Below are 22,752 nucleotides of genomic sequence, written 5' to 3'. Positions count from 1 at the left end.
TCATGGCTACTCTGCGTATCGCGCTGGTGGCCGGAGAAGCTTCCGGCGACATTTTGGGCGCAGGTCTGATGCGGGCACTCAAGGCCCGGCACCCTGCGGTGGAGTTTATCGGCGTCGGCGGCCCGCTGATGCAGGCCGAAGGCCTGACGTCGTACTTCCCTATGGAGCGTCTGTCGGTCATGGGCCTGGTCGAGGTGCTGGGTCGCCTGCGTGAGCTCCTGGCTCGTCGCAAGCTGCTGATCCAGACGTTGATCGAAGAAAAGCCCGATGTCTTTATCGGCATCGATGCGCCGGACTTCACCCTCAATATCGAACTCAAGTTGCGTCAGGCCGGGATCAAGACCGTGCACTACGTCAGCCCCTCTGTGTGGGCGTGGCGGCAGAAGCGTGTGTTGAAGATCCGCGAAGGCTGCGACCTGATGTTGACCCTGTTGCCGTTCGAAGCCAGGTTCTACGAGGAGAAGGGCGTGCCGGTAAGGTTTGTCGGGCATACCCTGGCCGACAGCATTCCTTTGCAGGCTGACCGCGCAGCCGCGCGTGCCGAACTGGGGTTGCCCGAAGGCCCGCTCGTTGCGCTGATGCCGGGCAGTCGAGGCGGCGAAGTGGGCCGTCTTGCCAGCGTGTTTTTCGATGCTGCCGAGCGCCTTCAAGCCTTGAAGCCCGGGGTACGGTTCGTGTTGCCCTGCGCCAGCCCGCAACGGCGTGCACAAATCGAGACACTGCTGGTCGGTCGCAATCTGCCATTGACCCTGCTCGACGGTCGGTCGCACCTGGCCCTGGCGGCCTGTGATGCGGTGCTGATCGCTTCAGGTACCGCGACCTTGGAGGCCCTGCTCTACAAGCGCCCGATGGTCGTGGCCTATCGCCTGGCGCCACTGACTTTCTGGATTCTCAAGCGCATGGTCAAAAGTCCCTACATCTCCTTGCCCAACTTGCTGGCCCAGCGTCTGTTGGTGCCGGAGTTGTTGCAGGACGATGCAACGCCCGAAGCCCTCGCGCAAACCCTACTACCCTTGATCGACGGCGGCGAAGAACAGACCCGCGGTTTTGACGACATTCACCGCACCCTGCGCCGTGATGCATCGAACCAGGCGGCCGACGCCGTATTGACCTTGATCGGCCAAAAACAGGAAGCTTTATGAGCACGCAAATAGGCCTGGATTTCAGCCTGGTTGCCCAAACCCACGAACTGGTGGCCGGCGTTGACGAAGTGGGGCGCGGCCCGCTGTGTGGCGCGGTGGTGACGGCGGCCGTGATCCTGGATCCGAACCGCCCGATCCTGGGCCTCAACGACTCGAAAAAACTCACCGAAGCGCGTCGTGAAAAACTCTACGACGAAATCTGTGAAAAGGCCTTGAGCTGGCATATCGCCCGGGCCGAAGTCGAAGAAATCGACGAGTTGAACATCCTGCACGCCACGATGCTGGCCATGCAGCGTGCCGTTGAAGGCCTGCATATCACGCCAAAACTGGCGATGATCGACGGCAACCGTTGCCCGAAGCTGGCGATGCCGGCTGAGGCGGTGGTCAAGGGCGATAGCAAGGTTCCAGCCATTGCCGCCGCGTCGATCCTGGCCAAGGTCAGCCGAGACCGTGAAATGGCTGCCTTCGAATTGATTTACCCCGGCTACGGCATCGGGGGCCATAAAGGCTATCCGACGCCCGTTCATCTGGAAGCCCTGGCCCGTCTCGGCCCAACGCCGATCCATCGGCGCTCGTTTGCCCCGGTGCGCCAGGCTTATGAGCTGCGCGAGAACCTCAGCGAGGTTTAGTCGCAAGGCTGATGTTTTTGCCAAGGCCCGGTACAATCCCGGGCCTTGTTGTTTCTAAGTTTCTGGACAGGATCACTATGCCGGCTTCATTCGTTCACCTGCGCCTGCACACTGAATACTCCCTGGTCGACGGCCTTGTACGGATCAAACCGCTGGTCAAGACCTTGGTGGGCATGAACATGCCTGCGGTCGCGGTTACCGATCAGAACAACATGTGCTCCCTGGTCAAGTTCTACAAGAACGCCATGGGCGCCGGCATCAAGCCGATCTGCGGCGCCGACCTGTGGCTGTCCAACAAAGACCCGGATAACCCCCTGAGCCGCATCAGCCTGCTGGCGATGAATGGCGTGGGTTATCGCAACCTCACCGAATTGATTTCCCGTGGCTTTATCGACGGCCAGCGCAACGGCTCGATCATCATCGAGCGCGAATGGGTCGCCGAGGCCAGCGAAGGCCTGATCATGCTGTCGGCCGCCAAGGAGGGCGAGATCGGTATCGCACTGCTGGGTGGCAATCCCCATGAAGCCGAAGTGCTGGCGAGGGAGTGGATGCAGGTCTTCCCCGACCGTTTCTACCTGGAAGTCCAGCGCACCAACCGCCCCAACGATGAAGAGCATCTGCACGCCGCCGTAGCCCTGGCCGACAAGCTGGGCGCGCCCTTGGTGGCGACCAATGATGTGCGCTTTATCAAGAAGGAAGATTTCGAGGCCCACGAAACCCGCGTGTGCATCGGTGAAGGCCGGGCCCTGGATGACCCGCGTCGTTCCAAGAACTACAGCGAAGAGCAGTACCTCAAGAGCGCGGACGAAATGGCCGAGCTGTTCAGCGACCTGCCCGAGGCCCTGGAAAACTCCGTCGAGATTGCCAAGCGCTGCAATATCGAAGTGAAGCTGGGCACGCACTTTTTGCCCAACTTCCCGATTCCCGATGGCATGACCATCGACGAGTATTTCCGCAAGGTGTCGTTTGATGGTCTGGAGGAGCGTCTCTCCGTCCTGCTGCCCAAGGACACCACCGAAGATTACGAGGCCAAGCGCCAGGTCTATGTCGATCGGCTGAATTTCGAGCTGGATATCATCATCCAGATGGGGTTCCCCGGTTACTTCCTGATCGTGATGGACTTTATCCAGTGGGCCAAGAGCAACGGCGTGCCGGTAGGTCCGGGCCGGGGGTCGGGCGCCGGCTCGCTGGTCGCCTATGTACAGAAGATCACCGACCTCGACCCCCTGGAATATGACCTGCTGTTCGAGCGGTTCCTGAACCCGGAACGGGTCTCCATGCCCGACTTCGACGTCGACTTCTGCATGGACGGCCGCGACCGTGTGATCGAATACGTGGCCGAGAAATACGGCCGCAACGCCGTGAGCCAGATCATCACCTTCGGTTCCATGGCGGCCAAGGCGGTTATCCGTGACGTAGCGCGGGTGCAGGGAAAGTCCTACGGCCTGGCGGACCGCCTGTCGAAAATGATCCCGTTCGAAGTCGGCATGACCCTGGAAAAAGCCTACGAGCAGGAAGAGATCCTGCGCGACTTCATCAAGGTCGATGAAGAGGCCGCCGAAATCTGGGAGATGGCGCGCAAGCTCGAGGGCGTGGTGCGTAACGTCGGTAAGCACGCCGGTGGCGTGGTGATCGCGCCGACCAAGCTGACTGATTTTTCGCCTATCTATTGCGATGAAGAGGGCGGCGGCCTGGTCACCCAGTTCGACAAGGACGATGTGGAGGCGGCCGGCCTGGTGAAGTTCGACTTCCTCGGCCTGCGCACCCTGACGATCATCGACTGGGCGCTCAAGACCATCAACCGCGACCGCGCCAAGGTCAACGAAGAACCGCTGGATATCGCCTTCATCCCGCTGGACGACAAGCCGACCTACACCTTGCTGCAAAAAGCCGAAACCACGGCGGTGTTCCAGCTTGAATCCCGCGGCATGAAAGAGCTGATCAAAAAGCTCAAGCCCGACTGCCTGGAAGACTTGATCGCACTGGTGGCCCTGTTCCGTCCGGGCCCGCTGCAATCGGGCATGGTGGATGACTTCATCAACCGTAAGCACGGCCGCGCCGAGTTGGCGTACCCGCACTCCGATTACCAGTACGAAGGCCTCAAGCCTGTATTGGCGCCGACCTACGGCATCATCCTGTACCAGGAACAGGTGATGCAGATCGCCCAGGTGATGGCCGGCTACACCCTCGGTGGCGCGGACATGCTGCGGCGGGCCATGGGTAAGAAAAAGCCCGAGGAAATGGCCAAGCAACGCGGCGGTTTCATTGAAGGGTGCGCCACCAACAATATCGACGCCGACCTGGCCGGTAACATTTTCGACCTGGTGGAAAAATTCGCCGGTTATGGCTTCAACAAATCCCACTCCGCCGCCTACGGCCTGGTGTCGTACCAGACGGCCTGGCTGAAAGCCCACTACCCGGCGCCGTTCATGGCTGCGGTACTCTCGGCGGATATGCACAACACCGACAAGGTCGTGACCTTGATCGAGGAAGTGCGCACCATGAAGCTGCGCCTCGACGCACCGGACGTGAACGCCTCGGAGTTCAAGTTCACGGTGAACGACGAAGGTCGCATCATCTATGGCCTGGGCGCGATCAAGGGCGTGGGCGAAGGCCCGGTGGAAGCCATCACCGAAGCGCGCCAGGACGGGCCGTTCAAGGATCTGTTCGACTTCTGCGCACGGGTTGACCTCAAGCGCATCAACAAACGTACCCTCGATGGCCTGATCCGCAGCGGTGCGCTCGACCGTCTCGGGCCGTATTTCCACGATGAGCCGAAGGCGTATCAGGCGAATATCGATCGCAATCGCGCGGTGCTGCTCACCGCCATGGAAGAAGCGATCAAGGCCGCCGAACAGACCGCCCGCACCCACGACAGCGGCCACGCCGACCTGTTTGGCGGGTTGTTCGTCGAAGAAGATGCGGATGTGTACGCCAACCACCGCAAGGCCAAGGAACTGACCCTCAAGGAGCGCCTCAAGGGTGAGAAAGACACCTTGGGCCTGTACCTCACCGGTCACCCGATTGACGAATATGAAGGCGAGATCCGTCGTTTCGCTCGTCAACGCATCATCGACCTGAAACCGGCGCGGGATACCCAGACCGTCGCCGGCATGATCATCGCCCTGCGGGTGATGAAAAACAAAAAGGGCGACAAGATGGGCTTTATCACCCTCGACGACCGCTCGGGCCGGATCGAGGCGTCGCTGTTTGCCGACGCCTTTCACTCTGCGCAATCGCTGCTGCAAACCGACGCCATGGTGGTGGTGGAAGGGGAGGTCAGCAACGATGACTTCTCCGGCGGCTTGCGCCTGCGGATCAAGCGGGTGATGAGCATGGAAGATGCGCGCACCAACCTGGCCGAAAGCCTGCGCCTGAAGGTGAAGACCGAAGCCCTCAAGGGCGATCAGCTACGCTGGTTGGGTGACCTGCTCAAGCGTCATCGTGGCGCCTGCCCGGTGACCATGGAGTACACCGGCAACGACGCCAAGGCCATGTTGCAGTTTGGCGAGACGTGGCGAATTGATCCCGCTGACGGCTTGATTCAAGCTTTGCGTGACCAGTTCGGCCGTGACAACGTCTTCCTCCAATACCGTTGACGGTCAGAACGCCTGACCTCGGCTGAACATTTAATCTCGACCTAAACGCGCCTCTCCCTTAAGGTAGGGCGCGAATAGACAACCGGCTGGCCAGGCAACCCTTGGCCGTCGACCCAAGACGGACGCTTATGAACCCGAATTTTCTTGATTTCGAACAGCCGATCGCTGACCTGCAAGCCAAGATCGAAGAGCTGCGCCTGGTCGGCAATGACAATTCGCTGAATATCGGCGATGAGATCGCTCGCCTGCAAGACAAGAGCAGCACGCTCACCGAAGACATCTTCGGCAAGCTGACCAGCTGGCAGATCGCGCGCCTGGCCCGCCACCCGCGCCGTCCGTATACCCTGGACTACATTCAGCACATCTTCACCGAGTTCGACGAGCTGCACGGCGATCGCCATTTCTCCGACGACGCGGCCATCGTGGGCGGTATCGCTCGCCTGGACGACCAGCCGGTCATGGTCATCGGTCACCAGAAAGGCCGTGAAGTGCGCGAGAAAGTACGCCGCAACTTCGGCATGCCGCGTCCGGAAGGCTACCGCAAGGCGTGCCGCCTGATGGAAATGGCCGAGCGCTTCAAGATGCCGATCCTGACTTTCATCGACACCCCGGGTGCTTACCCGGGTATCGATGCCGAAGAGCGCAACCAGAGCGAAGCGATTGCCTGGAACCTGCGAGTGATGGCCCGCCTGAAAACCCCGATCATCGCTACCGTGATTGGTGAAGGTGGTTCCGGCGGTGCACTGGCCATTGGCGTCTGCGATCAGCTGAACATGCTGCAATATTCGACCTACGCGGTGATCTCGCCGGAAGGTTGCGCCTCGATCCTGTGGAAAACCGCAGAGAAGGCGCCGGACGCTGCCGAAGCCATGGGCATCACTGCCGATCGCCTCAAGGGCCTGGGTATCGTCGACAAAGTGATCGCCGAGCCATTGGGCGGCGCCCACCGCGATCCGGCCGCCGCCGCTGCCACTATCCGTGCCGAACTGGGTTCGCAACTGGCGATGCTCAAAAAGCTGGATAACGAAGCGCTGCTGGCCCGTCGCTACGAGCGCCTGATGAGCTACGGTCTCTAAGGTCGCAGTAGCACTAATGTGGGAGGGGGCTTGCCCCCGATTGCTGAGTGTCAGTCACTGTATTCACTGGCTGGTGCACCGCTATCGGGGGGCAAGCCCCCTCCCACATTTGCTTTGTGTATGCTTGGCTTGGGTATTCCAGATTTGCGGCGGTAACCTGTGATGAAACCGACTTTATCCGCCAAGCTCCTGCACGCCCTGGCCCCCTGGCGCAATGCCCCGGCTTGGCATATCGCCTTCTCTGGTGGTCTTGATTCCACTGTCCTGCTGCATCTCCTGGCCAACGCCGAAGCCCTTCCGCCTCTAAGCGCTGTCCATGTCCATCATGGCCTGCAGGCTGTCGCCGACGCCTGGCCAGGTCATTGCCAGTCGGTGTGCGACAGCCTGGGCGTCCCCTTGCGGGTCATGCGCGTGCACGTGCAGCCCGGCGCCAGTCTTGAGCGTGCAGCGCGTGATGCGCGTTACCGGGCGTTTACCGAGGTGATCGGGGCAGGGGAAGTGTTACTCACCGGCCAGCATCGCGATGATCAAGCCGAAACGCTGCTATTCCGCCTGCTGCGCGGTGCCGGGGTGCGAGGGCTCGCCGCAATGCCTGCGCATCGCCCGTTGGCAGGTGGTTTCCTGGTGCGGCCGTTGCTGGAGGTCTCGCGCGCCGAGCTGGAAGCCTACGGCGATGAGCATCAACTCAAGTGGATTGAAGATCCTTCCAACACCGATCCACGTTTCTCCCGTAATTACCTGCGTCACCGCGTGATCCCGACGCTGACGGCGCGTTGGCCCCAAGCCATCTCCAGTCTGGCCCGGACTGCCGACCACCTCGGTGAAGCCCAGGCGCTGCTGGGCGAATTGGCCTGCATGGACCTGCAAGCCGCCGATCAGCCTTCGCGGTTTCCTTGGCTGGCGGTGCCATCATTGGTCCTTGGTCCACTGCGCGAACTTTCCGATGCTCGTCAGCGCAATGTCCTGCGACATTGGCTGGCGCCGTTGACCCGGTTACCCGACAGCGACCATTGGGCCGGCTGGTATTCCCTGCGCGACGCCAAGGGCGACGCACAGCCCTTATGGCGTCTGGCTGATGGAGATTTGCAACGTTGTGGCGCACGCATCTGGTGGTTGCCTCGCGGCTGGTCGGAGTTTTCCCACGCATCGGTGAGCTGGCCTGATCCGCAAAAGCCACTAGAGTTACCCGGTAATGGCCTGCTGGAAATGAGCGGCGAGGTGCCCGAAGGCCCGCTGGAGGTCCGTTATCGCCAGGGCGGCGAAATGCTTGAACTACCAGGCCGAGGCCGGCGTGACTTGAAGCGCCTGCTTAATGAACAGGGGGTGCCGGGCTTCATCCGTGGCAGATTGCCGCTGCTGTATCAGGGCGAGCAATTGCTCGGTGTGCCCCTCCTCGCTGGACTCTGGGCCGCACCGAGTGAAGCTTGGCAATTACATTGGATGCCACGGAGCTGCGATCAAGGTTTGAGCTGATAGCGCCTTTCCGGTAGACTACGCTCCCTTCTTGATACAACTTCTGTGGATTCGCCTGAATCGCAGCAGTTGCCGATTACCAAGCAGTCTTTGCTGGGCGATTCCAAAAAATGTGTAGCGATCAACGTACCGGCAGTTTCACTGCTGGTCTGTCACAACGCGGCGGTTTTTTTGAAAGGTGCACTGTGATTAATGCAGGTGATCGGGGGCTTCGGCCTCTCTTCGCTTTCCCCGGCGGCTCGGACCGCTTTAACGCAGACTTCTAGGGTTTTTCATGACGCGCTACATATTCGTCACGGGCGGTGTTGTTTCTTCATTGGGGAAAGGCATTGCCTCCGCTTCATTGGCGGCCATCCTGGAGGCGCGGGGGCTTAAAGTCACCATGCTCAAGCTGGACCCGTACATCAACGTCGACCCGGGCACCATGAGCCCGTTCCAGCACGGTGAAGTGTTCGTCACACACGACGGCGCCGAGACCGACCTGGACCTGGGCCACTACGAGCGGTTCATCCGCACGACCATGACCCAGAACAACAACTTCACCACTGGCCGCGTCTACGAGCACGTGCTGCGCAAAGAGCGCCGTGGTGACTACCTGGGTGCAACCATCCAGGTGATCCCGCACATCACCGACGAAATCAAGCGCCGCATCATCAAGGGTGCAGGCGATGCCGACGTGGCGATGGTCGAGATCGGTGGCACCGTGGGTGACATCGAATCCCAGCCGTTCCTCGAAGCCATCCGCCAGTTGCGTTTCGAAGTCGGCGCCAAGCGCGCGATGCTGATGCACCTCACGTTGGTGCCTTACATCGCCACCGCCGGCGAAACCAAAACCAAGCCTACCCAGCACTCGGTCAAGGAACTGCGTTCCATCGGCCTGCAGCCGGATGTGCTGGTGTGCCGCTCCGACCACCCGATCGATATTTCCTCGCGTCGCAAGATCGCGCAGTTCACCAACGTTGAAGAACGTGCGGTGATCGCCCTGGAAGACGCCGACACCATCTACAAGATCCCGGGCATCCTGCATTCGCAAGGCCTGGATGATTTTGTGGTCGAGCGTTTCGGCCTGCAGTGCAACGGCGCGGATCTGTCCGAGTGGGAAGCCGTGGTTGACGCCAAGCTCAACCCTGAGCACGAAGTCACCATCGCCATGGTCGGCAAGTACATGGAACTGCTGGACGCGTACAAGTCGCTGATCGAAGCGATGAGCCACGCGGGTATCAGCAACCGTACCAAGGTCAACCTGCGCTACATCGATTCCGAAGACATCGAGAACCAGGGCACCGCGCTGCTCGAAGGTGTCGATGCGATCCTCGTTCCAGGCGGTTTCGGCCTGCGTGGCGTGGAAGGCAAGATCACTGCCGTGCAGTACGCTCGCGAGAACAAGGTGCCGTACCTGGGCATCTGCCTGGGCATGCAAGTGGCCGTTATCGAGTTCGCCCGTAACGTGATGGGCTGGAAAGACGCCAACTCCACCGAGTTCGACAGCAAGAGCGGCCACCCGGTCGTGGGCCTGATCACCGAGTGGGAAGACGCCACCGGCGCCGTCGAAACCCGTACCGAAAGCTCCGACCTGGGCGGCACCATGCGCCTTGGCGCGCAAGACTGCCTGCTGGAGCCGGGTTCCCTGGTTCACGACTGCTATGGCAAGGACGTGATCGTCGAACGTCACCGTCACCGCTACGAAGTGAACAACAACCTGCTGCCGCAGATCAAAGAGGCTGGCCTGAAAATCTCCGGTCGCTCCGGTGATGGCGCGCTGGTTGAAGTGGTCGAGGCCCCGGATCATCCATGGTTCGTCGCTTGCCAGTTCCACCCTGAGTTCACCTCGACACCGCGCGACGGTCACCCGTTGTTCAGCGGTTTCGTCAAGGCTGCACTGACGCAACACCAGAAGAAGGCGTAAACCTGATGGCCCAGAAGATCATTCGCGTAGGCGACATCGAGATTGCCAACGACAAGCCCATGGTGCTGTTCGGCGGCATGAACGTGCTGGAAAGCCGTGACATGGCGATGCAGGTCTGTGAAGAGTACGTAAAGGTTACCGAGAAACTGGGTATTCCTTACGTGTTCAAGGCCAGCTTCGACAAGGCCAACCGTTCGTCCGTGACCTCCTATCGCGGCCCGGGCCTTGAAGAAGGCATGCGTATCTTCCAGGACATAAAGCAAGCCTTCGGCGTGCCGATCATCACCGACGTCCACGAGCCTGAACAGGCTGCCGTGGTCGCCGAGGTGTGCGACATCATCCAGCTGCCGGCCTTCCTGTCGCGCCAGACCGACCTCGTGGTCGCGATGGCCAGGACCGGTGCGGTGATCAATATCAAGAAAGCCCAGTTCCTCGCGCCCCAGGAGATGAAACACATCCTGAACAAGTGCGTGGAAGCGGGTAACGACCAGTTGATCCTCTGCGAGCGTGGTTCTAGCTTCGGCTACAACAACCTCGTGGTGGACATGCTCGGTTTCGGCATCATGAAGCAGTTCGAATACCCGGTGTTCTTCGACGTGACCCACGCGCTGCAAATGCCCGGTGGTCGTGCCGATTCCGCCGGTGGGCGCCGTGCCCAGGTACTGGACCTGGCCAAGGCCGGCATCAGCCAGTCCCTGGCGGGCCTGTTCCTCGAAGCCCACCCGGACCCGGACAACGCCAAATGCGACGGCCCATGCGCCCTGCGCCTGGACAAGCTGGAGCCATTCCTGGCCCAGCTCAAGCAGTTGGACGAACTGGTCAAGAGTTTTCCGACGGTAGAGACCGCGTAAGCGTTGATTCTCCGGTAGACTTTCCCACGCTTTACGCTCAGGCCTACGGGCCTGAGCCTTGTCGCCTGCAAGCCTGCCCCGTTGTTCCACCCTTGCGGTCGGTCAAAAGATTTCCTTCAGCTGCGTCGTTTTCGTCAACTTTGGAGTGTTTACAACAATGGCAAAAATCGTCGACATCAAAGGTCGTGAAGTTCTCGACTCCCGTGGTAACCCCACCGTCGAAGCCGACGTGCTTCTCGATAACGGCATCATCGGCAGCGCCTGCGCGCCGTCCGGTGCCTCCACAGGTTCGCGCGAAGCGCTGGAACTGCGTGATGGCGACAAGAGCCGTTACCTGGGCAAGGGTGTCCTCAAGGCTGTAGCCAACATCAACGGCCCGATCCGTGACCTGCTGCTGGGCAAGGACCCGCTGGACCAGAAAGCCCTGGACCACGCGATGATCAAGCTCGACGGCACTGAAAACAAAGGCAGCCTCGGCGCCAACGCCATCCTCGCCGTGTCCCTGGCTGCTGCCAAGGCCGCCGCCCAGGACCAGGATCTGCCGCTTTACGCCCACATCGCCAACCTGAACGGTACGCCGGGTGTCTACTCGATGCCGGTTCCGATGATGAACATCATCAACGGTGGCGAGCATGCCGATAACAACGTCGACATCCAGGAATTCATGGTGCAGCCGGTCGGCGCCAAGACCTTCTCCGAAGGCCTGCGCATGGGCACCGAGATTTTCCATCACCTCAAAGCCGTGCTGAAAGCTCGTGGCCTGAGCACTGCCGTGGGTGACGAAGGTGGTTTCGCACCGAACCTGGCGTCCAACGAAGATGCACTGAAAGTGATCTCCGAAGCCGTGGCCAACGCCGGCTACACACTGGGCACCGACGTGACCCTGGCCCTGGACTGCGCTGCCAGCGAGTTCTACGAAGATGGCAAATACAACCTGTCCGGTGAAGGCCAGGTGTTCAACTCCGAAGGCTTTGCCGACTACCTGAAGGGCCTGACCCAGCGCTACCCGATCATCTCGATCGAAGACGGCCTGGACGAGTCCGACTGGGATGGCTGGAAGATCCTCACCGACAAGATCGGCGAAAAAGTCCAGCTGGTGGGTGACGACCTGTTCGTGACCAACACCAAGATCCTGAAAGAAGGCATCGACAAAAAGATCGCCAACTCGATCCTGATCAAGTTCAACCAGATCGGCACCCTGACCGAAACCCTGGAAGCCATCCAGATGGCCAAGGCTGCGGGCTACACTGCCGTGATCTCGCACCGCTCCGGCGAAACCGAAGATTCGACCATCGCCGACCTGGCCGTGGGCACTTCGGCGGGCCAGATCAAGACCGGCTCCCTGTGCCGCTCTGACCGTGTGTCCAAGTACAACCAATTGCTGCGTATCGAAGAGCAACTGGCCGGCAAAGCCAAGTACAACGGTCGCGGCGAGTTTCGCGGCTGATCGGTAAGTGGTAAAAAGTCGGTGGATTGCGTCGGAAAGATCACGAAGGTGCGAGTTTCGACGCTAATCTGATGGCGATCAAGCACAAGCCTGGTTCTTCCAGGCTTCGTGCTATCAGTTGCTGTAAAAGTTTTGCATGGCGTGTTTTTCCACTGGATACCCGATATTCGATGCGCAGTCCCAATTGGTTGTTCCTCGTCTTGCTCTTGTTGCTGGCTGGCCTGCAGTACCGCCTATGGGTAGGTAATGGCAGCTTTGCGCAGGTAAAAGACCTGACCCAGCAAATTGCCGACCAGCACGCCGAGAACGAACGCCTGCTGGAGCGCAACCGCGTCCTCGATGCCGAAGTGCTTGAGCTGAAAAAGGGTACCGAGACCGTTGAAGAACGGGCCCGTCATGAGTTGGGCATGGTCAAGGAGGGCGAAACCCTCTACCAGTTGGCCCAATGAGTTACCGTTTGCCGGCCTTCTGGGCCGTGATACCTGCCGCGGGCGTCGGTGCCCGTATGGCCGCGGACCGTCCCAAGCAATACTTGCAGTTGGGCGGGCGCACTATTCTCGAACACAGCCTTGGCTGTTTTCTCGATCATCCCAACCTCAAGGGGTTGGTGGTCAGTCTTGCTGCTGATGACCCGTATTGGCCAAGCCTGGCATGTGCCGCTGACCCGCGTATCGTGCGTGCGGACGGTGGTTCGGAGCGTTCTGGCTCGGTGCTCAATGCGTTGCTGCAACTCAATGCCCTGGGCGCCAGCGATGACGATTGGGTACTGGTCCACGATGCGGCGCGGCCGAATCTGAGTCGCGATGATCTGGATAAGTTGCTCACCGAGCTGGCGAACGACCCGGTCGGCGGTCTGCTGGCCGTGCCGGCCCGCGATACCCTCAAGCGCGTCGACAAGCAGGGGCGGGTGGTGGAAACCGTCGACCGCAGCTTGATCTGGCAAGCCTATACACCGCAGATGTTCCGCCTCGGGGCCTTGCACCGCGCATTGGCTGATAGCCTGGTGGCCGATGCAGTGATCACCGATGAAGCCTCGGCCATGGAGTGGTCCGGGCAGGCGCCGCGCTTGATCGAAGGGCGCTCGGACAATATCAAGGTGACCCGGCCGGAAGACCTGGAGTGGCTGCGGTTGCGGTGGGCTAACCGGTGATAATGCCTGTTTGAGGGCGTCACCAGTCGCTGATTTTTTCGTGTGGGCTGATGCTGGCAATTGATTTACGGTGCCCATACAACATTTATGGGCACGGAAACGCGGCAGTTTTAGGGCGCTGTATTAAGTCTTTCTGACGTTGAAGTGCATGGCCACATTAAGTTCATAGCCATCTCGGGAAAGTTTACAACTTATACGACCTTTTATTTCTTGATCTGTAACTTCCAGGTTTACATTGCCGCTTGTGATTTCGGCTGGGCCTTGCGTTGTATAAAAAACTTCAAAATGAAAGGTGTCGTTTTCGAGTAAATCGAAATCGCCGCTCTCAAATGGTTTTTGATACGACAAAAGCCCGGCAGATAAGCCGTAGGGATGCATGCCAATGGTTGGAAGGGCCAAAGTGATAATAATCTGTTCACGATCCATGTCATGACGTTCGAACCATATGTTCTCGGCCACAACTTGCTCGTTGAGTGTAAAGGTCGCGTTGGCTGCCCCCTCGGTTTTTTTGCCATGCCGTTTTTTTTGGGCGAGGCTCCGATTAAACTGCTCTATGATCCGTTCTTTGTCGTCGTTGTTCATCGCGGGTTACCTATCTAATTAAATGAGGTACTCCTGCCAGCTTATGACTATTTAATTAAATTTCTTGCTTCAACAAGCGTGGTAAGAGAATGATAAGAGAAACACTGTCGGTTTATGAGCACAACTGTCATTGTTGACAGTTGTGCTTGGCATGTAATTATGTTTGCGAACAGTACTCTGCTCTATTTGAGAGTCCCTCTTTCAGGAAATCCACCAACTTCCTGACCTTCGGCGACAAGTGCCGTTGTTGCGGATACAGCCCCCACACCGCCGTATTCGGTGGCTGATGCGCCTCCAGCAGCGACACCAGCGCGCCGCTGTGCAGATGCTCCAGTACGTAATAGTCCGGCAGTTGGCACAATCCCACCCCTTGCAACGCCGCATCCAACACCGCTTGCCCACTGTTGCAGCGCCAGTTGCCTTGCACTCGCTGGGAAAATTCCCTCCCGTCCTGGGCCAGTTGCCAAATGTCCGAGCTGCCGATCAGGCAATTATGCCGACTCAATTCCGACAAACTATGTGGCCGACCATACCGGGCCAGGTAGGACGGCGACGCGCACAGGTACATGCGCCGAGGCGCGAGGCGGCTGGCGACCATGCGCGAATCCTGCAATCGCCCCAGGCGAATCGCCAGGTCGAGGCCTTCGTGCACCAGATCCAATTGACGGTTGCTCAGTTCGATGTCCACCCGCAATTGTGGGTACAGGCCCATGAACCGCGTCACCAGTGGCACGATAAACCGCTCGCCATAGGCCACCGCGCAGGTCATGCGCAACATGCCTTTCGGTTCGCTGGTCAGGTCACCCACGGCGCGCAGGGCTTCTTCGCGGCCGTCCTGTAGGCGCTGGCAATGCTGCAGAAAGGTCTGACCCGCTTCAGTCAGCGTCACCTTACGGGTACTGCGATACAGCAACCGCGTTTGCAGGCGCTCTTCCAGGCGTGCCACCTGGCGGCTGATGTGGGACGAAGAGACACCCAGCCGCTCGGCAGCCGCCGTAAATTGGCTGCATTCGGCGACGGCAACGAATTCATCGATGCCTTCCCAGCGGTTCTCCAGCATGGCGATTATCCCTGTACAGCAATAAAGTTTTGCTTTTGCCTGGATTATTAATCATGGAGCCATGTTTTACACTCTCTCCATCATTTTTAACGCCCTGGAGAAACCTGGATGATCAAGTCCCGCGCTGCCGTTGCCTTTGAAGCCAAGAAACCCCTCGAGATCGTGGAAGTCGATGTGGCCATGCCCAAGGCGGGCGAAGTGCTGTTGCGTGTGGTCGCCTCCGGGGTTTGCCATACCGACGCCTACACCCTCTCCGGCGCCGACCCGGAAGGCATCTTCCCGTCCATCCTTGGCCATGAAGGCGGTGCGGTGGTCGAAGCCATCGGCGAGGGCGTGACTTCGGTGGCGGTGGGCGACCATGTGATCCCGCTGTACACCCCGGAGTGCGGCAAGTGCAAGTTCTGCCTGTCGGGTAAGACCAACCTGTGCCAGGCCATTCGTTCCACCCAAGGCAAAGGCCTGATGCCGGATGGCACCACGCGCTTTTCCTACAAGGGGCAGCCGATTTTCCACTACATGGGGACTTCGACGTTCTCCGAGTACACCGTGCTGCCGGAAATTTCCGTCGCCAAGATTCCTAAAGAAGCGCCGCTGGAGAAGGTCTGCCTGCTCGGCTGTGGCGTCACCACCGGCATCGGTGCGGTGCTCAACACCGCCAAGGTCAAGCCGGGCGACACCGTGGCGATCTTCGGTCTTGGCGGTATTGGCCTGTCGGCCGTGATCGGTGCGGTCAAGGCTAAGGCCGGCCGTATCATTGCGATTGACATCAACCCGGCCAAGTTCGAGATCGCCAAGCAACTGGGCGCCACCGACTGCATCAACCCGAAAGACTATGACCGTCCGATCCAGGACGTGATTGTCGATTTGACTGACGGCGGCGTGGACTTTTCCTTCGAGTGCATCGGCAACGTGCAACTGATGCGTGCCGCGCTCGAGTGCTGCCACAAGGGGTGGGGTGAATCGGTGATCATCGGGGTTGCCGGTGCCGGCCAGGAAATCTCCACCCGCCCATTCCAGCTGGTGACCGGTCGTGTCTGGCGTGGCTCGGCGTTCGGTGGCGTACGCGGCCGTACTGAATTGCCAAGCTACGTGGAAATGGCCCAGACCGGCGAGATTCCGCTGGACACTTTCATCACCCACACCATGGGCCTGGAAGACATCAACAAAGCGTTTGACCTGATGCATGAAGGCAAGAGCATTCGTACCGTCATTCACTTTTGAAGCAGCGGCAAGCGGCAAGCTATCAGCAGCAAGTGGGTGTACGCCTTACTTGCCGCTTGAGGCTTGCAACTTGCAGCTGGGAGCACTCCCATGACCCTGGAAAATATCTCCTGCCAGAAGAGTTTTGGCGGCTGGCACAAACGCTACAAACACAGTTCCCACGTGCTCGGCTGCGACATGACTTTCGCCGTCTACCTGCCGCCGCAAGCGGAGCAGGGCAGCAAATTGCCGGTGCTGTACTGGCTGTCCGGCTTGACCTGCACCGATGAGAACTTCATGCAGAAAGCCGGTGCTCAGCGCATGGCCGCAGAACTGGGGCTTATCATTGTCGCGCCCGACACCAGCCCCCGTGGCCCCGGTGTGCCGGGCGACCCGGACAACGCCTGGGATTTTGGCCTGGGTGCCGGCTTCTACCTGAATGCCACCCAGGAACCTTGGGCCAAGCACTACAGGATGCATGACTACGTGGTGCAGGAATTGCCGGCATTGGTTGAAGCGCATTTCCCGGCTTCGGACAAACGGGGTATCAGCGGCCACTCCATGGGCGGCCACGGTGCGTTGGTGTGTGCCCTGCGCAACCCTGGGCGTTACCTGTCGGTGTCGGCGTTTTCGCCGATCAATAATCCGATGGATTGCCCGTGGGGCCAGAAAGCTTTCTCCCGTTATCTGGGTGAAGAGCGCGCCAAATGGCGTGAATGGGATGCCTGTGTGCTGATCGGCGAAGCCTCGGAAAAGCTGCCGTTGCTGGTGGACCAGGGCGACCGCGACGATTTCCTTGCCGTGCAGCTCAAGCCCGAAGCCTTGCAGCAAGCGGCCAAGGCGGCCAGCCATCCGCTGGAACTGCGCCTGCAGCCTGGCTACGACCACAGCTACTTCTTTATCGCCAGCTTCATCGAAGACCATTTGCGACATCATGGTCGTGCTTTGCTCGGTTAATGTGAGGCAAAAGTAGGTAGAATCACGCCCTGAATTAAATCGGGGCGTTTTTTTATGCGTATTGGCCACGGCTACGATGTGCACCGTTTCGCTGAAGGCGATTTCATCACCCTGGGCGGCGTGCGCATTGCGCACCACCATGGGTTGCTGGCCCATTCCGACGGCGACGTTGTCCTGCATGCCTTGAGCGACGCCTTGCTCGGCGCGGCGGCACTGGGCGATATCGGCAAGCACTTTCCGGATACCGATCCCACCTTCAAGGGCGCGGACAGCCGTGTCCTGCTGCGCCATGTGGTCGGCCTGATCCATGCCAAGGGCTGGAAGGTCGGCAATGTCGATAACACCATCGTGGCCCAGGCGCCGAAAATGGCCCCGCATATCGAATCCATGCGCGCACTGATTGCCGCAGACCTGCAAATTGAATTGGATCAAGTCAACGTGAAAGCCACCACCACCGAAAAACTCGGGTTCACCGGTCGTGAAGAGGGCATCGCGGTGCACTCCGTCGCCTTGTTGCTGCGCGCATGAACGACCTGCAACTGCTGGGCCCGCGTGCCTATGGCGAGGCCCTGGGCAGCGCGGTCCTGAAGGCCACGCCTGAAGATTTCCAGGTCGACGAAGTGCTCGATATTCCGCTTACCGGCGAAGGCGAGCACCTGTGGTTGTGGGTTGAGAAGCGCGGGCTCAATACTGAGGAAGCCGCGCGGCGTATCGCCAAGGCGGCTGGCGTGCCGTTGCGCACCGTCAGCTATGCCGGGCTCAAGGACCGTCAGGCGTTGACCCGCCAGTGGTTCAGCGTACAACTGCCGGGCAAGGCCGATCCGGACATGAGCGCTGCGGAAAACGACACCCTCAGGATCCTGAAAACCGCCCGCCACAAGCGCAAGCTGCAACGTGGCGCGCACTCGGCCAACGGCTTTACCTTGCGCCTGACCCAATTGGCCGGTGATACCGCCGCCATCGACGCGCGGCTGCAATTGATTGCCCAGTACGGCATTCCCAACTATTTCGGCACCCAGCGTTTTGGCCACAACGGTGGCAATGTCGTCGACGCCCGCGAATGGGCCGCGCGCAAGGCCCTGCCGGAGCAACGCAATGTGCGTTCGCGGTTGTTGTCCACCGCGCGTAGCTTCCTCTTCAACAAAGTGTTGGCGGCACGTGTCGCCGACGGTTCCTGGCAGCGCGCGCAAGTGGGTGATCTGCTGGCGTTTACCGACAGCCGCAGCTTTTTTCCGGCGGGGGAGGCTGAGTGCAGCGACCCGCGCCTGGCGATCCTGGACCTGCACCCCACCGGGCCGCAGTGGGGCGAGGGTGATTCTCCGGCGACAGGCGCCACGTTTGAGTTGGAGCAGGCGGTTGCCGCCGGTGAAGCCGACCTGCGTGATTGGCTGGTGAGTGCCGGCATGAGCCAGGAACGTCGCATTCTGCGACTGCCCATTGGCGGGTTGACGTGGCATTATCCCGGGCCTGACATTCTGCAATTGGAATTCGTCCTGCCGGCCGGATGCTTCGCCACTGTCTTGGTGCGCGAGCTTGTTGATCTGGTGCCGGTGGGGCAGACGGACAGCCCATGCGTATTCTGATATCAAACGATGACGGTGCCACCGCACCCGGTCTTGCCGCGCTCTATGCTGCGCTGCAGGATTACGCCGAGTGCGTGGTGGTTGCCCCCGACCAGGACAAGAGCGGCGCCAGCAGTTCGCTGACGCTCGACCGTCCGCTGTACCCGCAGGTTCTGGCCAATGGCTTCATCAGTGTGAACGGCACCCCCACCGACTGCGTGCACCTGGCGATCAACAGTTTGTTGGACCAGGAGCCGGACCTGGTGGTGTCGGGCATCAACCTCGGCGCCAACCTTGGCGACGACGTGCTGTATTCCGGCACGGTGGCGGCGGCGCTTGAAGGACGCTTCCTCGGCCGGACCTCGTTTGCGTTTTCGTTGGCATCGCGTCAACTGGACAACCTGCCCACCGCGGCCTATTTCGCGCGCAAGCTGGTGGAGGCCCATGGCGCCCTGGACCTGCCGCCGCGCACGGTGCTCAACGTCAACATTCCCAATTTGCCCCTCGACCACATTCGCGGTATCCAGCTTACACGCCTGGGCCATCGCGCCCGCGCGGCAGCGCCGTTGAAGGTCGTCGACCCGCGTGGCAAGGAAGGCTACTGGATCGCGGCAGCGGGCGATGCCGAAGACGGTGGCCCAGGCACGGACTTTCACGCGGTGATGCAAGGCTATGTGTCGATTACCCCGTTGCAACTTGATCGCACCTTCAGTGATGCCTTCAGTGGTCTCGATGGCTGGCTGGAGGGGCTGCGCTGATGGCTCGTGAACAAGACGACCTGCTGCGCCGGGGCATCGGGATGACCTCCCAGCGCACCCGTGAGCGTTTGATCCAGCGCCTGTACGAAGAGGGGCTTTCCAACGCCCAGGTGTTGGAAGTGATCCGGCGTACGCCTCGGCACCTCTTTGTCGATGAAGCCTTGGCCCATCGTGCCTACGAAGACACGGCATTGCCCATCGGCCATAACCAGACCATCTCCCAGCCTTATATGGTTGCGCGCATGAGCGAGCTGCTGCTGGCGGCGGGGCCGTTGGACAAGGTGCTGGAGATTGGCACCGGTTCCGGCTACCAGACGGCGGTGCTGTCGCAACTGGTGGAGCGGGTGTTCTCGGTGGAGCGCATCAAGGTGCTGCAGGACCGCGCCAAGGAACGCCTGGTGGAGCTGAACCTGCGCAACGTGGTATTCCGCTGGGGCGATGGTTGGGAAGGCTGGCCGGCGCTGGCGCCCTACAACGGGATTATCGTCACTGCCGTGGCCACCGATGTGCCGCAGGCACTGCTCGATCAACTGGCCCCGGGAGGGCGGCTGGTCATTCCGGTGGGGTCAGGTGAAGTGCAACAATTGATGCTTATTGTCCGTGAAGACGATGGTTTTTCCCGGCATGTACTCGGCGCCGTGCGTTTTGTGCCGTTGCTCAATGGCCCGCTGGCCTGATCATTTTTCGCGGGCAGTGAATTCTGTTGGTGAGGATGTGTCTTACGGCGGGGTCTATCAAGTCAACATGATGGGCGGGGCGATTCAACGCGCTGAATGATTCGTTTCAGTCGCGTGACGGTAAAACTTCAATGCCCAGTTATACTTGCGTCATATTTCAAGCCTGATACAGGCATTCATGTTCAGCCACCACAAAGGGAGCGGCGGGTGAGTCTCACAGGTCTTGCGCAGCGTATGAGTAAAACAAGTTTTCAGCGACTGGTGCTTGGCCTTGTCTTTGGTTCCCTTCTGGTAGGGTGTTCCAGCTCGCCAAGCAGCGGTGCACGGGTGGTTGACCGCAATAACGCTGCACCACAAAAGCCGACGGTGACCACCGGGCAGTATGTCGTGCGCAAGGGCGACACCTTGTTCTCGATTGCCTTCCGTTATGGCTGGGACTACAAGGCCCTCGCAGCCCGTAACAATATTCCTGTGCCCTACACGATACATCCGGGTCAGACGATTCGCTTTGACGGTCGCACCGGTTCTACCCCTACGGCAGTTGTGACAAACACTGGATCTTCGCCGTCGTCTTCGAGCAAAACCACCATCATTACCCGGCCTGCGGTTACCGCTGCGCCGAGTGCTGCGAACAAGCCGGCACCCGCGCCGTTGCCCCCGGCAGGGCCTGCGCCGACCGGTTGGGGATGGCCCTCAAATGGAGTGTTAATTGGAAAATTCTCTTCAAACGGCAGTTTGAATAAAGGCATTGATATTGCCGGGGATTTGGGACAGCCTGTTTTAGCTGCGTCTGATGGGACGGTGGTGTACGCCGGGAGTGGTTTGCGGGGCTACGGCGAACTGGTCATCATCAAACACAGCGATACCTACGTCAGTGCTTACGGCCACAACCGTAGGCTGTTGGTTCGGGAGGGGCAGCAGGTCAAAGTCGGACAGACAATTGCCGAAATGGGGTCAACTGGTACGGACCGGGTGAAACTGCACTTTGAGATTCGCCGTCAAGGGAAGCCTGTAGATCCACTGCAATTCCTACCCCGTCGTTGATATGTTGCACAGCCTGTTCCTCACGTAGAAGGAACAGGCTCCAGCGTTGCCAAGGATAAAGGCGTCGCTTGAGCTTGAGGTCGAACTCACCAAAGGACTATAACAATGGCTCTCAGTAAAGAAGCGCCGGAGTTTGACATCGACGATGAGGTTCTCCTTATGGAGACCGGCATCGCTACGGAATCGATGTCGAATGAGGGACCTGCTGTACCTTCAGTTCGCACCAAATCCAAGAACTCCACCGCGTTAAAGCAACACAAATACATTGATTACACGCGGGCGCTCGATGCGACCCAGCTGTACCTCAATGAAATCGGCTTTTCCCCTCTGCTGACTCCCGAAGAAGAAGTCCATTTTGCGCGCTTGTCGCAAAAGGGTGATCCGGCTGGGCGCAAGCGCATGATTGAAAGCAACCTGCGCCTAGTGGTGAAAATCGCCCGACGCTACGTCAATCGTGGGCTGTCCTTGTTGGACCTGATCGAGGAGGGCAACCTGGGCTTGATCCGGGCGGTGGAGAAGTTCGATCCTGAGCGGGGCTTCCGCTTCTCGACCTATGCCACCTGGTGGATTCGCCAGACCATCGAACGGGCGATCATGAATCAGACCCGCACGATCCGGTTGCCGATCCATGTGGTCAAGGAACTCAACGTCTACCTCCGGGCGGCACGTGAGCTCACTCAAAAACTCGATCATGAACCCTCGCCCGAAGAAATCGCCAACCTGCTGGAAAAACCGGTAGGGGAGGTCAAGCGCATGCTGGGTCTTAACGAGCGTGTGTCTTCGGTCGACGTCTCGCTGGGTCCGGACTCGGATAAAACCCTGCTGGACACCCTGACGGATGATCGTCCTACGGATCCCTGCGAGCTGCTGCAGGACGATGATCTTTCCCAAAGCATTGACCAGTGGCTGTCGGAGCTCACGGACAAGCAGCGTGAGGTGGTGATTCGCCGCTTCGGCCTGCGTGGCCATGAGAGCAGCACGCTGGAGGACGTAGGCCTGGAGATTGGCCTGACCCGTGAGCGGGTGCGGCAGATCCAGGTGGAAGGGCTCAAGCGCTTGCGTGAGATCCTGGAGAAGAATGGCTTGTCGAGTGAGTCGTTGTTTCAATAACGACGCCGCTTGAATGCTTGAATGTGGGAGGGGGCTTGCTCCCGATAGCGGTAGTTCAGTCACTGGATGTATCGACTGACACGCCGCTATCGGGAGCAAGCCCCCTCCCACATTTTTTGCGCACGACATTTTATTCATGTATGCCCAAATCCCAGGCATAAAAAAACCCCGCTTTTAAGGGCGGGGTCTTTTCGACTGAGTCAGTACAAGTTAGATAACTTGAACTTCTTCAGCTTGCATGCCTTTCTGACCGCGGGTAGCGATGAAAGAAACCTGTTGGCCTTCTTTCAGGCTTTTGAAGCCGTCGGATTGGATAGCTTTGAAGTGAACGAACAGGTCGTCACCGGATTGTGGAGTGATGAAGCCGAAGCCTTTTTCATCGTTGAACCACTTAACGGTACCAGTTTGGCGATTAGACATGGTGTATCTCCTTGGACAAAGTTAACTGCGACTCAGGAAAAGCCCTGGCCGAGACTGAGTGCAAAGAGCAGGAAAAATTCTTGGAGATGGTTGGATCGAAATTCAACAT

At 59.6% G+C, this 22,752-nt stretch carries 21 protein-coding genes; 18 read left to right on the top strand and 3 right to left on the bottom strand.

Annotation, left to right across the window (positions count from 1 at the left end):
- Nucleotides 1–2 precede the first annotated feature (2 nt).
- The 10 genes from lpxB to ispD all read left to right on the top strand — a co-directional run bounded on the left by lpxB (nucleotide 3) and on the right by ispD (nucleotide 13,273).
- Nucleotides 3–1,142: a lipid-A-disaccharide synthase gene (gene lpxB, locus Q8X51_RS02610; RefSeq protein ID WP_065926454.1), complete on the top strand. Its 1,140-nt coding sequence runs from the start codon at nucleotides 3–5 to the stop codon at nucleotides 1,140–1,142.
- Nucleotides 1,139–1,771: a ribonuclease HII gene (gene rnhB / locus Q8X51_RS02605; protein WP_027604470.1), complete on the top strand. Its 633-nt coding sequence runs from the start codon at nucleotides 1,139–1,141 to the stop codon at nucleotides 1,769–1,771. Before lpxB ends, rnhB begins: the two co-directional genes overlap by 4 nt.
- Before the next feature lie 77 nt (nucleotides 1,772–1,848).
- Nucleotides 1,849–5,370 carry a DNA polymerase III subunit alpha gene (dnaE, locus tag Q8X51_RS02600; RefSeq protein WP_407693263.1) on the top strand — a complete coding sequence of 1,174 codons (3,522 nt, stop codon included), beginning with the start codon at nucleotides 1,849–1,851 and terminating at the stop codon, nucleotides 5,368–5,370.
- 128 nt (nucleotides 5,371–5,498) lie between these two features.
- Nucleotides 5,499–6,446 carry an acetyl-CoA carboxylase carboxyltransferase subunit alpha gene (locus tag Q8X51_RS02595; RefSeq protein ID WP_016976871.1) on the top strand — a complete coding sequence of 316 codons (948 nt, stop codon included), beginning with the start codon at nucleotides 5,499–5,501 and terminating at the stop codon, nucleotides 6,444–6,446.
- 162 nt (nucleotides 6,447–6,608) lie between these two features.
- A complete protein-coding gene (gene tilS, locus Q8X51_RS02590) occupies nucleotides 6,609–7,919 on the top strand; it encodes a tRNA lysidine(34) synthetase TilS (RefSeq protein WP_137211478.1) in 1,311 nt (436 codons plus the stop codon).
- 274 nt (nucleotides 7,920–8,193) lie between these two features.
- Nucleotides 8,194–9,825 (top strand): CTP synthase, encoded by a 1,632-nt coding sequence (locus tag Q8X51_RS02585; protein WP_053137224.1) that lies wholly within the window; start codon nucleotides 8,194–8,196, stop codon nucleotides 9,823–9,825.
- A gap of 5 nt (nucleotides 9,826–9,830) precedes the next feature.
- On the top strand, nucleotides 9,831–10,676 hold the full coding sequence (kdsA, locus tag Q8X51_RS02580; RefSeq protein ID WP_027604465.1) for a 3-deoxy-8-phosphooctulonate synthase: 846 nt from the start codon (nucleotides 9,831–9,833) through the stop codon (nucleotides 10,674–10,676).
- A gap of 157 nt (nucleotides 10,677–10,833) precedes the next feature.
- Nucleotides 10,834–12,123, top strand: a complete 1,290-nt coding sequence (eno, locus tag Q8X51_RS02575; protein WP_027604464.1) for a phosphopyruvate hydratase — start codon at nucleotides 10,834–10,836, stop codon at nucleotides 12,121–12,123.
- Nucleotides 12,124–12,293: 170 nt separating this feature from the next.
- Nucleotides 12,294–12,572 (top strand): cell division protein FtsB, encoded by a 279-nt coding sequence (gene ftsB, locus Q8X51_RS02570; protein WP_003172294.1) that lies wholly within the window; start codon nucleotides 12,294–12,296, stop codon nucleotides 12,570–12,572.
- A complete protein-coding gene (ispD, locus tag Q8X51_RS02565) occupies nucleotides 12,569–13,273 on the top strand; it encodes a 2-C-methyl-D-erythritol 4-phosphate cytidylyltransferase (protein WP_407693264.1) in 705 nt (234 codons plus the stop codon). The genes ftsB and ispD overlap by 4 nt, the downstream gene beginning before the upstream one ends.
- Before the next feature lie 123 nt (nucleotides 13,274–13,396).
- Here the strand turns inward: ispD and Q8X51_RS02560 are convergent, their stop codons facing one another.
- The gene (locus tag Q8X51_RS02560; protein ID WP_407693265.1) at nucleotides 13,397–13,855 is read right to left on the bottom strand and encodes a hypothetical protein; all 459 of its coding nucleotides are present in this window, start codon (nucleotides 13,853–13,855) and stop codon (nucleotides 13,397–13,399) included.
- A gap of 157 nt (nucleotides 13,856–14,012) precedes the next feature.
- A complete protein-coding gene (locus Q8X51_RS02555; protein WP_259192753.1) occupies nucleotides 14,013–14,915 on the bottom strand; it encodes a LysR substrate-binding domain-containing protein in 903 nt (300 codons plus the stop codon).
- Between the two features lie 108 nt (nucleotides 14,916–15,023).
- Here Q8X51_RS02555 and Q8X51_RS02550 point away from each other — a divergent pair, with 108 nt between their 5' ends.
- The 8 genes from Q8X51_RS02550 to rpoS all read left to right on the top strand — a co-directional run bounded on the left by Q8X51_RS02550 (nucleotide 15,024) and on the right by rpoS (nucleotide 22,223).
- The gene (locus tag Q8X51_RS02550; protein WP_065926449.1) at nucleotides 15,024–16,136 is read left to right on the top strand and encodes an S-(hydroxymethyl)glutathione dehydrogenase/class III alcohol dehydrogenase; all 1,113 of its coding nucleotides are present in this window, start codon (nucleotides 15,024–15,026) and stop codon (nucleotides 16,134–16,136) included.
- 90 nt (nucleotides 16,137–16,226) lie between these two features.
- Nucleotides 16,227–17,072: an S-formylglutathione hydrolase gene (fghA, locus tag Q8X51_RS02545; protein ID WP_137211476.1), complete on the top strand. Its 846-nt coding sequence runs from the start codon at nucleotides 16,227–16,229 to the stop codon at nucleotides 17,070–17,072.
- 54 nt (nucleotides 17,073–17,126) lie between these two features.
- Nucleotides 17,127–17,600, top strand: a complete 474-nt coding sequence (ispF, locus tag Q8X51_RS02540; RefSeq protein WP_012722614.1) for a 2-C-methyl-D-erythritol 2,4-cyclodiphosphate synthase — start codon at nucleotides 17,127–17,129, stop codon at nucleotides 17,598–17,600.
- On the top strand, nucleotides 17,597–18,655 hold the full coding sequence (gene truD / locus Q8X51_RS02535; RefSeq protein WP_407693266.1) for a tRNA pseudouridine(13) synthase TruD: 1,059 nt from the start codon (nucleotides 17,597–17,599) through the stop codon (nucleotides 18,653–18,655). Before ispF ends, truD begins: the two co-directional genes overlap by 4 nt.
- Nucleotides 18,643–19,392: a 5'/3'-nucleotidase SurE gene (surE, locus tag Q8X51_RS02530; RefSeq protein WP_407693267.1), complete on the top strand. Its 750-nt coding sequence runs from the start codon at nucleotides 18,643–18,645 to the stop codon at nucleotides 19,390–19,392. Before truD ends, surE begins: the two co-directional genes overlap by 13 nt.
- Before the next feature lie 41 nt (nucleotides 19,393–19,433).
- Nucleotides 19,434–20,069: a protein-L-isoaspartate(D-aspartate) O-methyltransferase gene (locus Q8X51_RS02525; RefSeq protein WP_169899534.1), complete on the top strand. Its 636-nt coding sequence runs from the start codon at nucleotides 19,434–19,436 to the stop codon at nucleotides 20,067–20,069.
- 207 nt (nucleotides 20,070–20,276) lie between these two features.
- Nucleotides 20,277–21,113, top strand: coding sequence for a peptidoglycan DD-metalloendopeptidase family protein (locus Q8X51_RS02520; protein WP_407693369.1), 837 nt, complete (start codon nucleotides 20,277–20,279; stop codon nucleotides 21,111–21,113).
- Between the two features lie 105 nt (nucleotides 21,114–21,218).
- Complete coding sequence (rpoS, locus tag Q8X51_RS02515; protein ID WP_025855149.1) at nucleotides 21,219–22,223, top strand: RNA polymerase sigma factor RpoS; 1,005 nt, start codon at nucleotides 21,219–21,221, stop codon at nucleotides 22,221–22,223.
- A 210-nt stretch (nucleotides 22,224–22,433) separates the two neighbouring features.
- Here rpoS and Q8X51_RS02510 read toward each other — a convergent pair whose 3' ends face one another.
- Nucleotides 22,434–22,643: a cold-shock protein gene (locus Q8X51_RS02510; RefSeq protein WP_002554837.1), complete on the bottom strand. Its 210-nt coding sequence runs from the start codon at nucleotides 22,641–22,643 to the stop codon at nucleotides 22,434–22,436.
- Between the last annotated feature and the right edge of the window lie 109 nt (nucleotides 22,644–22,752).

Origin of the sequence: Pseudomonas sp. Yb2C2 (assembly GCF_052112325.1) — a bacterium.
Taxonomy (GTDB): Bacteria; Pseudomonadota; Gammaproteobacteria; order Pseudomonadales; family Pseudomonadaceae; genus Aquipseudomonas; species Aquipseudomonas marginalis.
The sequence above is the reverse complement of the archived record's forward strand: the minus strand, read 5'-3'. Positions and strand labels throughout refer to the sequence as shown.

Coding starts and splice junctions, on each gene's coding strand:
- Q8X51_RS02510 (WP_002554837.1), bottom strand. CDS start 22,643: ATGTCTAATCGCCAAACTGGTACCGTTAAGTGGTTCAACGATGAAAAA.
- fghA (WP_137211476.1), top strand. CDS start 16,227: ATGACCCTGGAAAATATCTCCTGCCAGAAGAGTTTTGGCGGCTGGCAC.
- Q8X51_RS02555 (WP_259192753.1), bottom strand. CDS start 14,915: ATGCTGGAGAACCGCTGGGAAGGCATCGATGAATTCGTTGCCGTCGCC.
- ftsB (WP_003172294.1), top strand. CDS start 12,294: ATGCGCAGTCCCAATTGGTTGTTCCTCGTCTTGCTCTTGTTGCTGGCT.
- rnhB (WP_027604470.1), top strand. CDS start 1,139: ATGAGCACGCAAATAGGCCTGGATTTCAGCCTGGTTGCCCAAACCCAC.
- rpoS (WP_025855149.1), top strand. CDS start 21,219: ATGGCTCTCAGTAAAGAAGCGCCGGAGTTTGACATCGACGATGAGGTT.
- truD (WP_407693266.1), top strand. CDS start 17,597: ATGAACGACCTGCAACTGCTGGGCCCGCGTGCCTATGGCGAGGCCCTG.
- ispF (WP_012722614.1), top strand. CDS start 17,127: ATGCGTATTGGCCACGGCTACGATGTGCACCGTTTCGCTGAAGGCGAT.
- Q8X51_RS02560 (WP_407693265.1), bottom strand. CDS start 13,855: ATGAACAACGACGACAAAGAACGGATCATAGAGCAGTTTAATCGGAGC.
- ispD (WP_407693264.1), top strand. CDS start 12,569: ATGAGTTACCGTTTGCCGGCCTTCTGGGCCGTGATACCTGCCGCGGGC.
- Q8X51_RS02595 (WP_016976871.1), top strand. CDS start 5,499: ATGAACCCGAATTTTCTTGATTTCGAACAGCCGATCGCTGACCTGCAA.
- kdsA (WP_027604465.1), top strand. CDS start 9,831: ATGGCCCAGAAGATCATTCGCGTAGGCGACATCGAGATTGCCAACGAC.
- Q8X51_RS02585 (WP_053137224.1), top strand. CDS start 8,194: ATGACGCGCTACATATTCGTCACGGGCGGTGTTGTTTCTTCATTGGGG.
- Q8X51_RS02550 (WP_065926449.1), top strand. CDS start 15,024: ATGATCAAGTCCCGCGCTGCCGTTGCCTTTGAAGCCAAGAAACCCCTC.
- Q8X51_RS02525 (WP_169899534.1), top strand. CDS start 19,434: ATGACCTCCCAGCGCACCCGTGAGCGTTTGATCCAGCGCCTGTACGAA.
- eno (WP_027604464.1), top strand. CDS start 10,834: ATGGCAAAAATCGTCGACATCAAAGGTCGTGAAGTTCTCGACTCCCGT.
- tilS (WP_137211478.1), top strand. CDS start 6,609: ATGAAACCGACTTTATCCGCCAAGCTCCTGCACGCCCTGGCCCCCTGG.
- dnaE (WP_407693263.1), top strand. CDS start 1,849: ATGCCGGCTTCATTCGTTCACCTGCGCCTGCACACTGAATACTCCCTG.
- surE (WP_407693267.1), top strand. CDS start 18,643: ATGCGTATTCTGATATCAAACGATGACGGTGCCACCGCACCCGGTCTT.
- lpxB (WP_065926454.1), top strand. CDS start 3: ATGGCTACTCTGCGTATCGCGCTGGTGGCCGGAGAAGCTTCCGGCGAC.